15 protein-coding genes are annotated in these 12,484 nt (G+C 74.6%); 11 read left to right on the top strand and 4 right to left on the bottom strand.

The window, feature by feature from the left end:
• Window positions 1-27: 27 nt before the first annotated feature.
• On the bottom strand, window positions 28-1,278 hold the full coding sequence (locus tag ACZ5GH_RS39065) for an NAD-dependent epimerase/dehydratase family protein (protein ID WP_464337018.1): 1,251 nt from the start codon (window positions 1,276-1,278) through the stop codon (window positions 28-30).
• Window positions 1,271-2,308 carry a TauD/TfdA family dioxygenase gene (locus ACZ5GH_RS39060; RefSeq protein ID WP_464337017.1) on the bottom strand — a complete coding sequence of 346 codons (1,038 nt, stop codon included), beginning with the start codon at window positions 2,306-2,308 and terminating at the stop codon, window positions 1,271-1,273. Before ACZ5GH_RS39060 ends, ACZ5GH_RS39065 begins: the two co-directional genes overlap by 8 nt.
• Window positions 2,309-2,699: 391 nt before the next feature.
• Between ACZ5GH_RS39060 and ACZ5GH_RS39055 the strand changes: the two genes are divergently transcribed.
• From ACZ5GH_RS39055 to ACZ5GH_RS39030, 6 genes are all read left to right on the top strand, one after another.
• Window positions 2,700-3,578 carry an AfsR/SARP family transcriptional regulator gene (locus ACZ5GH_RS39055; RefSeq protein ID WP_387756237.1) on the top strand — a complete coding sequence of 293 codons (879 nt, stop codon included), beginning with the start codon at window positions 2,700-2,702 and terminating at the stop codon, window positions 3,576-3,578.
• Entirely contained in the window at window positions 3,512-4,516 is a 1,005-nt protein-coding gene (locus ACZ5GH_RS39050) for an aldo/keto reductase family protein (protein ID WP_464337016.1), read from the top strand. Before ACZ5GH_RS39055 ends, ACZ5GH_RS39050 begins: the two co-directional genes overlap by 67 nt.
• A gap of 148 nt (window positions 4,517-4,664) precedes the next feature.
• Window positions 4,665-5,618 (top strand): trypsin-like serine peptidase, encoded by a 954-nt coding sequence (locus tag ACZ5GH_RS39045; protein WP_387756233.1) that lies wholly within the window; start codon window positions 4,665-4,667, stop codon window positions 5,616-5,618.
• 123 nt (window positions 5,619-5,741) lie between these two features.
• Window positions 5,742-6,290 (top strand): CGNR zinc finger domain-containing protein, encoded by a 549-nt coding sequence (locus ACZ5GH_RS39040; protein WP_387756231.1) that lies wholly within the window; start codon window positions 5,742-5,744, stop codon window positions 6,288-6,290.
• Window positions 6,291-6,561: 271 nt separating this feature from the next.
• Complete coding sequence (locus ACZ5GH_RS39035; protein ID WP_464337015.1) at window positions 6,562-7,653, top strand: hypothetical protein; 1,092 nt, start codon at window positions 6,562-6,564, stop codon at window positions 7,651-7,653.
• A 98-nt stretch (window positions 7,654-7,751) separates the two neighbouring features.
• The gene (locus ACZ5GH_RS39030; RefSeq protein ID WP_464337014.1) at window positions 7,752-9,428 is read left to right on the top strand and encodes a DUF885 domain-containing protein; all 1,677 of its coding nucleotides are present in this window, start codon (window positions 7,752-7,754) and stop codon (window positions 9,426-9,428) included.
• 255 nt (window positions 9,429-9,683) lie between these two features.
• Here ACZ5GH_RS39030 and ACZ5GH_RS39025 read toward each other — a convergent pair whose 3' ends face one another.
• Complete coding sequence (locus ACZ5GH_RS39025) at window positions 9,684-9,935, bottom strand: type B 50S ribosomal protein L31 (RefSeq protein WP_387756225.1); 252 nt, start codon at window positions 9,933-9,935, stop codon at window positions 9,684-9,686.
• A gap of 31 nt (window positions 9,936-9,966) precedes the next feature.
• Window positions 9,967-10,131, bottom strand: a complete 165-nt coding sequence (gene rpmG / locus ACZ5GH_RS39020; protein WP_350741047.1) for a 50S ribosomal protein L33 — start codon at window positions 10,129-10,131, stop codon at window positions 9,967-9,969.
• 151 nt (window positions 10,132-10,282) lie between these two features.
• Between rpmG and rpmB the strand changes: the two genes are divergently transcribed.
• The 5 genes from rpmB to rpmF are packed head-to-tail and all read left to right on the top strand — an operon-like array spanning window position 10,283 to window position 12,430.
• Window positions 10,283-10,519, top strand: a complete 237-nt coding sequence (gene rpmB / locus ACZ5GH_RS39015) for a 50S ribosomal protein L28 (RefSeq protein WP_387756222.1) — start codon at window positions 10,283-10,285, stop codon at window positions 10,517-10,519.
• On the top strand, window positions 10,519-10,824 hold the full coding sequence (gene rpsN / locus ACZ5GH_RS39010; RefSeq protein WP_387756220.1) for a 30S ribosomal protein S14: 306 nt from the start codon (window positions 10,519-10,521) through the stop codon (window positions 10,822-10,824). The genes rpmB and rpsN overlap by 1 nt, the downstream gene beginning before the upstream one ends.
• Before the next feature lie 32 nt (window positions 10,825-10,856).
• Window positions 10,857-11,993, top strand: a complete 1,137-nt coding sequence (locus ACZ5GH_RS39005; protein ID WP_464337013.1) for a CobW family GTP-binding protein — start codon at window positions 10,857-10,859, stop codon at window positions 11,991-11,993.
• Window positions 11,994-12,011: 18 nt separating this feature from the next.
• Entirely contained in the window at window positions 12,012-12,254 is a 243-nt protein-coding gene (gene rpsR / locus ACZ5GH_RS39000; RefSeq protein WP_387756216.1) for a 30S ribosomal protein S18, read from the top strand.
• 11 nt (window positions 12,255-12,265) lie between these two features.
• A complete protein-coding gene (gene rpmF, locus ACZ5GH_RS38995) occupies window positions 12,266-12,430 on the top strand; it encodes a 50S ribosomal protein L32 (protein ID WP_387756214.1) in 165 nt (54 codons plus the stop codon).
• Window positions 12,431-12,484: the final 54 nt, after the last annotated feature.

Below are 12,484 nucleotides of genomic sequence, written 5' to 3'. Positions count from 1 at the left end.
GTGCTCGGCAGGCTCCGGCCGGCGGTCTCAGCCATGCCCCGCCCCGGCGGCCAACGTCGCCGCCAGCAGCGGCCGCCAGTCCTCGCGCAGGCCGGTTCCGTAGCGCGCGTCGAACAGGTCGGTGCGGTAGCGCCAGGGCCGGTGCAGGGCCGGCGGCAGGTCCGGTGCCGTCCGTACGGCGGATCCGCCGCCCATCAGCACCGCCAGCTCCCCGGCCAGCTCGGCCCAACCGACGTGGCCGGCCACCGCGTTGACGATTCCGCCGGCCGGACGGTCGAGCATGTCCGCCAGGGCGCGGGCCAGCGCGGCCGCCCCCACCCAGGGGACCCCGGTCCAGCCGTCCCGTTCGGGGACCAGTAGCGGTTCGCCCCGCAGCGCCCGCTGGTGGAAGGTGCGCAGCGCGCCGAACCGCAGCTGTTCGCCCAGTCGGTGATGCGGCCCCCAGACCAGGGGAACGCGGACCAGGCTGACGCCGTCCCGGGCGTTCCGGCGGTCCGCCGCGTCGAGCAGCAGGGACTCGCAGCGTTCCTTGCCCCGCCCGTAGTCGCTGACCGCCCCCTCGGCGCCCTGCCCCTCGCGGACCGTCGGGCGGGCCGGGCGCCCGTAGGCGTCGACGCTGCTGACGAAGACGAAGGGGCCGCCCTCCCAGCCGTCCGCCAGTGCCCGCAGCGCGGCCTCGTCCACGTCGGGGCGGGTGAAGGTGCAGGCGGCGTGCACGACCGCGTCGGCTCCGCGCGCCGCCGCCCGCAGGCCGTCGGGCTCGGCCAGGTCCCCGTCCACCGGCTCGGCTCCGGTCCCGGCCAGGGCGGCGGCGGACTCGGGCCTGACCAGTGCCCGTACCCGGTGTCCGCGGGCCAGCAGCTCGGTGACGACGAAGCTGCCCACGGCGCCGGTGCCGCCGGTCACCAGGACGGTGCCCCGGCCGGTCGTCGCGGCCCCGTGCGTCGAGGCCCCGCTCGTCGCGGCCCCGTTCGTCGCGGCCCCGCTCGTCGGGGCCCCGGAGGCACCGGGCGCCGGGTGCGGCGGGGCGGTGCGGCCGCGCAACTCGGCCAGGAGGGCGCGGGGCGTGGGGTGCTCCATCACGTCGAAGCCCGTGACGGGCACCCGCAGCACCTCGCGCAGCCGGTCGGCGAGCAGCACCGCGAGGAGGGAGTGGCCGCCCGCCGCGAAGAAGTCGGTGTCCGGGCCGGCGGCGGCGGACAGGCCGGCCGCGTACACGGCCGCGATCCGCTCGGGATCCCAGTCCGTCCGGGCGTCGGGGCGGGCCGGCTCAGTCATCGCGTGCTCCGGAGAGGGCCGGGGAGCCGTCGGACGGCCGGACGCCGTCCGGGCAGCAGCGGTCGACGACCGCCTGCCCGTAGCCGTGCTCCGCCCGCTCCGAGGCCGGCCGCCAGGTGCGGTGCGGCAGGCGGACGAGGGTGCGCTTCAGCCAGCGGTCCGTACCGTCGTAGCGGGCCCGGAACGGCACCCGGCCGTGCACGACGACGTCGTTGTCCACGACCAGCACGTCGCCCGGTTCCAGCACCACGGCTTGGGTCACCCGCTCCAGTTCGGCTTCCAGCCGGGCGTAGGCGCCGCGGAACACCGGGTCCGCGCCGTCCCGCCGGGTGTAGGCCGGGTCGAAGCGGATGCCCAGCCCCTCGGGCGTCCGCCACAGCGTGCGCACCGGCACGGGCGGCCGCGCGGAGCGCACGGTGTAGGCGTCGTCGGGCAGGATCGGCACCGCCGGCCGCGTCAGCGCGGCGACGTCCTCGGCCGACAGGTCCGTCGACCGGACGCTCGCCGCCGTCGTCGACACCCGGTCCGGGTTCCGCAGGCAGCACAGCATCAGCACGTCGGCCCGGCCGGGGTGGAAGGCGTCCTCGGTGTGCGGGGCGAGGAGCACGGCGCTGCTGGCGCCGGTCTGCTGCTCCTCGTGGCCGGGCGAGGGCACGATGTTGTGGACGGTACGGCCGTTCTGCTGGCCCTCCCACGCGAGCGGGTGCCCCAGGACGGAGGCGAGCAGGAGGAGCACCACGTCCCACCGGGCGCCCGCGTCACCGGCCTGCCGCCAGCCCAGCGGGGTCGGCTCCAGGGGGTGGTCGGCGACGGGCAGGCCGCGCAGGACGTACATGCCCTCGACCGGGAAGCCCCGGCGCACGGCCGCCACCAGGGGGCCGGGCAACTCGCGGGCGGCGTCCGGCAGTTCGGCGAGGAGTTCGGGGTTGTCGGGGGCGCCGTGCCGCGCCAGCAGTCGCTCCGCGGCGTCGACCAGGCGGCGCGCGGCGGAGGGAGCGAGCACGGAGACCGGCGGACTCGCTGTCGGCATAGTCGTTTCCTCTGTTCGGGGCAGGGTGTGACCGGCTGCCCGGAGAAGGCGGGCGTCCCGGGTGGGAGGCGGGCGGCCGGCGGCCGGGCCCGCGCCGCTCCGAAGGACGCGGCTCCCGCCGGAAGCCCGTCGGGTCCGGCGGCTCGGCCAGTCAAACAGGGCCGCGTAGAATCCCCGTCAATTCGCCGTAGAACACCGCGGGAACCCGGAACCGCCCCGCCGGCCCGCCGGATTCCACCCGGCGGCCGGGCGCCGTGAACCTTTTTCCGGCTCAATTCGTGTATGACCTGTATGCCTTGACGCTCCGTCGGTGCGTGCGCACCATTGAACCCGCCGCCGAGAAAGCCTGGAGGCTTCCGTGTTCGCTGTCCGCCTGTTGGGACCGCTCTCCGTGTCGAACTCCCGAACCACGGTCGGCATTTCCAGCCCGAAACAGCAGGCCGTCCTTTCCGCACTCGCCCTCTCGAACGACAGGAAACTCACCACCGAGAAAATCGCCACCGCACTCTGGGGCACCGAGCAGCCGCGCACGGCCGCCGAAACCGTCCGCACCCACGTGTACCTCCTGAGAAAGACCCTGCGGGCCGCCGGAATCGACATCGTCGGGAATTCCGGCAGGTCCTACCAGCTCGACGCGGAGAAAGCGTCGGTCGATCTCGACGAGTTCCGGAGGATCGTGTCCCTCGCCGAGGCGGCGAAGCTGGACGGAAGGACCGCGGAGGCCGCGGACCGCTACGCGGAGGGAATCCGCCTGTGGCACGGGGAACCCCTCCGTGACGTGCCGGGGCCGCTCGCCGAGGCCAAGCGGACGTTCCTCGGCGAACTGCTCCGCACCACCCGGAGCGAACGCCTGCGCTGCCGGATGAGGCTCGGCGAGCACCTGGCCGCCGCGACCGAACTGTGGGAGCTCACCGCCGAGAACCCGCTCGACGAGGGCCTGCGCGAGCTGCTCATGGTCTGCCTGTTCCGGGCCAACCGGCAGGCCGACTCGCTGGCCGTCTTCCGGGAGACCGGACGGCTGCTGAAGGAGGAGCTCGGCGTCGGCCCGTCACCCCAGCTGAGCCGGACGCACCAGCGCATCCTCGACCGCGACCCCGCGCTGCTCTGGTCGCCCGAGGCCGCCCCCGGCCCGGCCCCGCGGAGCGGCGCACCCCACCGTTCCCCCCTCCACCACCCCCCGCACCGAGAGGAGCGACCCCCGTCATGGAGTACCGCCACCTGGGCGCCAGCGGCGTCCTGGTCAGCGAGATCGCGTACGGCAACTGGCTGACGCACGGCTCCCAGCTGGACGACGAGCAGGCGATCGCCTGCGTGCACGCGGCCCTGGACGCGGGCATCACGACCTTCGACACCGCGGACGCCTACGCCGCCACCCGGGCGGAGCGGGTCCTCGGCCGCGCGCTGCGCGGACGGCGGCGCGAAGGGCTGGAGATCTCCACCAAGGTGTACTTCCCCACCGGCCCCGGCGCCAACGAACGCGGGCTCTCGCGCAAGCACCTGATGACCGCGGTCGAGGGCTCGCTGCGCCGGCTCGCCACCGACCACGTCGACCTCTACCAGGCCCACCGCTTCGACCCGCACACTCCGCTGGAGGAGACGATGCAGGCGTTCGCGGACATCGTGCGGTCCGGAAAGGCCCACTACATCGGGGTGTCCGAATGGACGGCCGGTCAGATCCGGCGCGGGCACGCGCTGGCCCGGGAACTCGGCGTCCCGTTCGTCTCCAACCAGCCGCAGTACTCGATGCTCTGGCGGGTGATCGAGGCCGAGGTGATCCCGGCCTGCGTCGAACTCGGCATGGGCCAGATCGTCTGGTCGCCGCTCGCCCAGGGCGTGCTCACCGGAAAGTACCGCGCCGGCCGGGAGGCTCCCGCCGGCACCCGGGCCACCGACACCAAGGGCGGGGCCGGGAACATCGGCGAATTCCTCCGCACCGACGTGCTGGAAAGGGTCGCGGAACTCGAACCACTGGCGGCGGAGGCGGACCTCACCCTGCCCCAGTTCGCGCTCGCCTGGGTCCTGCGCGAGCCCGCGGTCTCGGCCGCCGTCATCGGCGGCACGGACCCCGCGCAGATCCGCGAGAACGCCCGGGCCTCCGGTGTCCGGCTCGATCCCGGGCTGGTGGCGAGGGCGGAGGAGATCCTCGCCCCCGTCGCCGAGAGCGACCCCTCGCTCACCGCCGCGCAGGCCCCCGCCCGACGGCCCTGACCGGTCAACGCGCATCCGCCCGCATTCTCGTGTCCGGGAATCCCCGACACGTTTTCAGTAACGCCCGTCACAGCACGGACCGGCGATGGCGGCCGACCGCCCGCCGGATTCCGTCGAGCGACGGCGAAGAATCCGCAAAAGGAGTGGAATGATGATTCGCCACGGAAAGACGACGGCCGGTGCCGCGGCCTTCGCCGGCGCCCTGTTCGCCTTCACGGCGTTCCTCGGAACGGCCCCCGCCGGCGCGGAGGGCCTCGGCGCCGCGGCGGCGCCGAGGACCGTCACCGCCGCGACGGACACCGCGGGTGCCGACGCGACGGCCTACTGGACCCCGGAGCGCATGCGGCAGGCGGTGCTCGACTCGGAGGGCGGCACCGCGGCCGCCCCCGACGCGGCGGGCTCCCGATCGGTCGCCTTCGAGTCGGCCGCCTCGGGGGCCACCGCCGAGCAGCGGCTCGCCGGCACCTACGACCGGCGCGTCGGCAAGCTGTTCTTCACCCGGAACGGGCAGGCCAGGGAGTGCGGCGGGGTCTCGGTGACCCCGGGCAAGCTCAAGGGGATGGTGGAGACCGCCGCGCACTGCCTGCGCAACTCCAGCGGTGACGCGCTCAACGTCGTGTTCGTGCCCGCGTACGACAACGGCAGCACGCCGTACGGGAAGTTCCCGATGAACGGGGCGGCGCTCGCCGGCAACTACACCCTCGGGTCGCCGGTGGGGGACGTCGCCTACGTCGGACTCGGCGTCAACGAGCAGGGCAAGGGGCTGGCCGAGATCATGGGCGGCTACGGGGTCTCGTTCGGCGACCCGAAGGATCCCACCGGCGCCTTCACGACCGTCTACTACCCGTCCGGCACCCAGGCCACCTGCGGCGCCTTCGCCAGCGCGGACCCCAAGTACCCGGGCCAGGGGATCTGGCTCATGCTGTGCGGCGGGAACCTCGCGCAGAGCGGGGCCCCGATCCTCTGGGTCGACCCGAGCAGCCACGCGTCCTGGGTGGTGGGCACGACCCGTGGTGACGTGACGATCAACAACGAGGTGTTCTTCCAGGGACAGATCAACGAGTCCCACGCCCAGGCGGCGTACGAGACCCTCGCCAAGTAGGCCCTCGGCAGGGGCGGTTCGGGGGCGGCGCCGGGTCCGGTGCCGCCCCCGAACCGCCGGGCGGCCGGGGCCCGCAACGGCGGAGGACTTGCCTCGGGCCCTGTCACTGGCCAGTATGGTTACGTGAATCACGCATTCCCCTGCGGGACCCCGGCCCTGGACTTCGTCGGCACGCTGCGCGCCCGGCGCAACGCGAAGCCGCTGGAGAAACTGGCCACGCCCGCCCTGCTGGACGACTGGTTCGTCGAGTCGGGGACGCTGGACTCGGCGCCCGGCGCGAACGAGGCCGAGGTGGCGATCGCCGTGCGGCTGCGCGAGGCGATCTACGACCTGGTCGCGGCCCGGCTCCACGGCCGGCCGCTCCCGGCCGAGGCGGTGGCGGAGGTCAACCTGCACGCCTCCGGCCTGCCGGTGACGGTCCGGCTCGCTCCGGAGGGCGTCACCCTGACCGGGTCGGTCTCCCAGGCCCTGGCGACGCTGGCCCGCGAGACCGTACGGCTCGTCGGCGGGGAGGAGGCCGCGCTGCTGCGGGAGTGCTCCCGCCCGGAGTGCACCCAGGTCTACCTCGACCGCTCGCGGGGCCACCGCCGGGAGTGGTGCGCGATGCGCACCTGCGGCAACCGCGTCAAGGCCGCCAACTACCGGGCGCGCCAGAACGCCTCCCAGTCCTGACCGGGGCCGCCTGACCGGGGCCGCCTGATCGGGGCCGCCCTGACCGGGGCCGCCTGATCGGGCCCGCCCTGACCGACTCGCCGGATCGGGCCCGCCCTGACCGACTCGCTCGACCACCCGGGCCGCCTCCTCGGACTCGGCCCCGGCCACCGACCCGACCCGCACCCCGGGAGGAAGCCCCGGGGCCCAACTCCCGCCCCGCTCCCGCCCCGACGGGCCCCGAGCACGCCCGGTCGTCGGCGGAGCCGGCGGCCGGTGGCAGGATGCGCGGGTGAACGAGATCCTGCGCGCCGCCGAGAGGCTGCTGACCACCCCGCTGCACGACGCCGTCGACCTGGGCGGGAGCAGCCGCACCACCGTGCTGCGCTGCCGGACGGGCGACGGGCGGAGCGTCGTCGTCAAGGCCTACACCGGCGGCCCGGACGCGCTGCGCGGCTTCACGGCGGAGGCGGCCGGGCTCGCGCTCGGGCTGGCCGGCCCGCCGCTGCTCGGGGTGGACCCGGAGGCGCCGCTGGTGGTGCTGGAGGACTTCGGGGGCGCCCCCACCCTGGCGGACCTGCTGCTGGGCGACGATCCGGCGGCCGCGGAGGAGGGACTGCTGACCTGGGCGGCCGGGCTGGGACGGCTGGCCGCCCGCTCGGTGGACCGGCAGGCCGACCTCGCCCGGCTGTGGGCGCGGTACGACAGGGGGATGCCGACCTGGGCGGACGAGCCGTGGACCGCGCGCAACGCGACCGCCTTCCCCGGCGTCCTGGAGGAGGCCGGCGTCGCGGTGCCGGACGGGCTGGCCGAGGAGCTCGCGCGGATCGGGACGGCGGGCGGGGAGGAGTACCCGGCGTTCACACCGGGGGACACCTGCCCGGACAACAACCTGCTGACCCCGCAGGGGCTGCGCCTGATCGACTTCGAGGCCGCCTGCTACCAGTCGGTGTTCCTGACCGCGGCGTACTGCCGGATGCCGTTCTCCACCTGCTGGTGCGTCTTCGCCCTCCCTGCCGGGCTCGCCCCGCGGATCGAGGCGGCGTACCGGGCCGAAGTCGTACCGGTGTACCCGGCGTTGGCCGACGACGCGGTGTGGGAGGACGGCATGCGGCAGGCCGTCGCCGTGTGGACGGTGGACGCGACCGTACGCCTGCTCCCGCGCGCCGCCGAGGACGGCCCGATGCACCGCACCCGGCGGCCGGTGCCGACCCGGCGTCAGGTGCTCGGGCACCGCTGGAAGGAGGCCGCGCGACTGGCCGGTCTCCCCGCCTTCGCGGAGGCGGTGCGCCGGCTGTCGCGGGACGTCGCCGACGGATGGCGCGTGGACCCGTTGCCGGGGTATCCGTGCTTCGAACCCGGCCGGACGGGGCACGGCTGGTGAGCGTGGCCGATCCGTCCTGAGGCGGTCCGCCGAGGGCCCGCCCGGCTGTGAGGCCGGCCGACTGTCGTGCGGTGCTGTCGATGGATCAGGATGACGGCATGGCAAACGAAACGATCACCGCGCGCACCATCGCCGACCGCCACCTCGAACAGGTGGCGGCGCACGTTCCGCTGGTCGCCGCCTGGTTGGGCCTGAACCCGGGGGACGAGCGGCAGCCGGACCTCTCGCCGGAGGGGTTCGAGGCACTCGCCGGCCTGGCCCGGGGCACGCTCACCTCGCTCGCCGCGCTGCCCGCCCCGGCGGGCCCCGCCGACCTCGCCTGCGCCCGGCTGCTCCGTGAGCGCCTGACCGCCGAACTGGCGGTGCACGACTCCGGCGAGCACTTCCGCCAACTGCGCAACATCGGCGCGCACGTCCACCAGGTACGCGACATCTTCACCTACATGCCGACCGCCACCGACGACGACTGGGCCGCGGTGGCCGGCCGGATGCGCAACCTGCCCGCCGCGCTCGACGGATACCGCGCGACCCTCACCGAGGGGATGGACCGGCGCCTGCTCGCCGCGCCCCGCCAGGCGGCCGCCGTCGCCGACCAGCTCACCGCCTGGACCGGCGGAGGCGCCGGCGGCGCGGGCTGGTTCGCCGAGTTCGTCGCCCCCGGACCCGAGCGGCTGCGCGGCGAACTGGACGCCGCCGCCCTCCGGGCCACCGCCGCCGTCGCCGCGTTCCGCGACTGGCTGCGCGACACCTACGCCCCCGCCACCACCGGAACCCCGGACGCCGTCGGCCGGGAGCGGTACCGGATCGCCGTACGCCACCACACCGGCGCCGACGTCGACCTGGACGAGGCCTACGCCTGGGCCTGGGATGAGTTCCGCCGCACCGCGGCCGAGATGCGCACCGAGGCCGACCGGGTGCTGCCCGGGGCCGGAGTCCTGGAGGCCATGCACCACCTGGAGAAGCACGGCCCCGCCGTCGAGGGCGAGGAGGCGGTCCGCGACTGGCTGCAGCAGCTCATGGACGGGGCGATCACCGCTCTCCACGGCACCCACTTCGACATCTCCGGCCCGCTGCGCCGGGTGGAGTCCCGGATCGCCCCGGCGGGCAGCGCCGCCTCGCCGTACTACTCCGCCCCCAGCCTGGACTTCAGCCGCCCCGGCCGCACCTACTTCCCCACCCTTGGGCGGCAGACCTTCCCCACCTGGCAGCTCGTCAGCATCTGGTACCACGAGGGCGTCCCCGGCCACCACCTGCAGCTCGCCCAGTGGGTCGCCGTCGCCGACCGGCTCAGCCGCTACCAGACCACCCTGGGCAAGGTCAGCGCCAACGTCGAGGGCTGGGCACTGTACGCCGAACGCCTGATGGACGAACTCGGCTTCCTCGACGACCCGGCCCACCGCCTCGGCTTCCTCGACGAGCAGATGCTGCGCACCATCCGGGTGATCATCGACATCGGTATGCACCTGGGCCTGGCCGTTCCCGCCGACGCGGAGTTCCACCCCGGCGAGCGCTGGACACCGGAACTCGCCACGGAGTTCATGGCCACGTACAACGGCAGTCCGGCGGAACTGCGGGACAGCGAGATCGTCCGCTACCTCGGCTGGCCCGCCCAGGCCATCGGCTACAAGCTCGGCGAGCGCGCCTGGCTGGCGGGGCGTGAGGCCGCCCGCCGCCGCCAGGGCGCCGCGTTCGACCTGAGGGCGTGGCACATGAAGGCCCTCGCCCAGGGCTCGCTCGGCCTCGACGACCTCGCGGACCAGCTCGCCGCGCTGTAGTGGGCCGCGCCCCCGCTCCGGCAGCCGGCCGTCCCGGCGTGCCGAGCCCGAACGTGCCGGCCGGGGCCGGGATCCGGCCCAGGCGCCGCCAGGGTGCGAGCGCGGGTGCGAGGCGGCGGTGCACGGCTGCCCGGTGACCGACGGAGCGCCCGGGAGGGCCTGCCCAGCGGGGGCAGGCCCTCCCGGTTCGTCCGGGCGGCGGGGCCGAGGAGGTGGTCGGTCGGCGGCGGCCGCCTGCCGCGGTGGGCCGTCGGATCAGCCCTGAGCCGTGCCGTAGCGGCGGTGGAAGCGTTCGACGCGGCCCTGGGTGTCCAGGACGCGGGTCTGGCCGGTGTAGAAGGGGTGGCTGGCGGAGGAGATCTCGACGTCGATGACGGGGTAGGTGTTGCCGTCCTCCCAGTCGACGGTGCTGGTGCCGGTGGCGGTGGAGCGGGTGAGGAAGGCGAGGCCGCCGACCTTGTCGCGGAAGACGACGGGGCGGTACTCGGGGTGGATTCCGGGCTTCATGGCAGTGGTCCTCCTGGTGGTGCGGGGGTGGTCAGCGCTCTTCGCGGAAGTCGACGTGCCGCCTGGCGACGGGGTCGTACTTGCGCAGGACGAGGCGGTCTGGGTCGTTCCGGCGGTTCTTGCGGGTGACGTACGTGTAGCCGGTGCCGGCGGTGGAGCGGAGCTTGATGATCGGGCGCAGTTCGTTGCGGGCCATGGATGTCCCCTTCGTCGGTGTGTGGTCCCACTATAGCGAAATGAAATTCGTTTTCATCTGGCGTAGGGTGGGAAGGCATCCAGGGGGCGGCACGCCCGTCCCGGGGTGTGGTCCCCTGCCTGCCCGCACGATGAGCAACGGAGTCGTCACCATGTCCGCACACTGCCAACTGACCGGCCGCAAGCCGTCATTCGGCAACGCGATCTCCCACTCGCACCGGCGAACCCGCCGCCGCTTCGACCCCAACATCCAGCGCAAGCGCTACTGGCTGCCCAGCGAGGGCCGGTACGTCCGCCTCACCCTCAGCGCCAAGGGCCTGAAGACCGTCGACGCCATCGGCGTCGAGGCCGCCGTCGCCCGCGTCCGAGCCCGGGGGGAGAAGGTCTGATGGCCAAACAGAGCAAGATCGCCAAGAACGAGCAGCGGCGCGCGACCGTCGCCCGGTACGCCGAGCGCCGCGCCGAGCTGAAGCGCACCATCGCCCACCCGGCGAGCACCGCCGAGGAGCGGGCGGCCGCGCAGCGCGAGCTGGCCCGCCAGCCCCGCGACGCGAGCGCCACCCGCGTCCGCAACCGCGACGGCGTCGACGGCCGTCCGCGCGGCTACCAGCGCGCCTTCGGCCTCTCCCGGATCAACCTGCGCACCCTGGCCCACGCCGGACAGCTGCCGGGCGTGCGCAAGTCGAGCTGGTGAGCGCGGTGCCCGAACACCTCAGGCTCCCCGTCGTGGTCGTGGCTGGCCTGCACCGCGCGGAACGCCGCCGCGCGGTCCAGGAGCTGCTGGACGGCAGCGTCAACGGCGTCGTCCTCCACCACGACCTGCGCGACGCCTCTCGCCGTACGGTCCGTCGTGAACTCCGCGACGCCTCCGGCACCATCGCGACGGCGGACGTCCCGCTGAGCAACGACTGCGCCTGCTGCGCCCTGCGCGAGGACCTGCTGCCCGAGCTGCTGCGCCTGGCCGAGGACGGGCAGCACGGGCTGGCCGTCGTGGAGCTGTGGGGCGGCAGCGACCCGCACCCGGCGGCCGAGGTGCTGGCCGGCGGCGAGGTGGACGGCCGGGCGGCGGAGGAGTTCCTCGAACTGGCCGGCACCGTGGTCGCGGTCGACCCGGACCGGTTGCTCGGCGAACTGTCCGTCCCCGACGACCTGGCCGAGCACGGCGAGCACACGTCGCCGGACGACACCCGCACCCGGGCCGAGGCGATCGCCCACCAGATCGAGTACGCCACGACCATCGCGGTCGCCCGAGGCGGTGAGACCGGCCTCGCGATGCTGCGCCAGCTGCACCCGACCGCCCGGCGGGTGCTGCTCGGCACCGGTGAACTGCTGCGTGCCGCGCTCGGCGGCTTCGACGTGGCGGCCGCCCGCGACCGGGTGAACCCGGCGCTCGCCCTGCTGCCGCAGCAGGCCGACGACGCGGGCGTGGCGACCATGGTCTGGGAGCGCCGCCGCCCGCTGCACCCCGGCCGGTTCCACGAGGCGCTGGAACTGCTCGTCCCGGCCGCCCAGCGCAGCCGCGGACGGTTCTGGCTGGCCAACCGGCCCGGGACGATGCTGGCCTGGGACGCCGCCGGCGCGAACCTCGCCGTCGAGGAGTGCGGCCCGTGGCTGGCCGGGCTCCCCGACGCCGCCTGGGAGTTCTACCCGCCCGCCCGCAGGGCCGCCGCGGCCCTCGACTGGCATCCCGCGCACGGCGACCGCGTCCAGCAACTCGTCTTCATCGCCGAGGGCCTGGACGTCGACGGGATCACCGACCTGCTCGACTCCTGCCTGCTCACCGACGCCGAACTGATGGCGGGGGAGCGGGGATGGAAGGACCTGCCCGACGCCTTCGAGGACCTGCTCGAACCCGTGTCCTGACCAGAGAGAGGAACCGAGATGGCCAAGCGACCCGTCGGCGGACGCCCGACCCGGCCGCGCCCGAACCCGCTCGTCGAGGCGGGCATCACCTCCGTCGACTACAAGGACACGGACCTGCTGCGCAGGTTCGTCTCCGACCGCGGCAAGATCCGCGGCCGCCGGGTCACCCGGCTCACCGTGCGGCAGCAGCGGGCGATGGCCCGGGCGGTCAAGAACGCCCGCGAGATGGCCCTGCTGCCCTACACCTCGACCACCCGATAGGAGCCGTTCCCATGGCCGTACCCAAGCGGAAGACCTCCCGCAGCAACACCCGCCACCGCCGGTCGCAGTGGAAGGCCGCGGCCCCGCAGCTCGTCCCGATCGCCGTGGAGGGCCGCGAGCACCTGGTGCCGCGCAACCTGGTCAGGGCCTACGAGCGGGGGCTGCTGAAGCCGTGAGACCACGAGGAGCCGCAGTGCGAGAACTGCGGCTCCTCGCGGCGGAAGGGCACG

It is taken from the genome of Kitasatospora sp. Xyl93, assembly GCF_055383135.1.
This window is presented reverse-complemented; position numbering and strand designations above follow the sequence as displayed.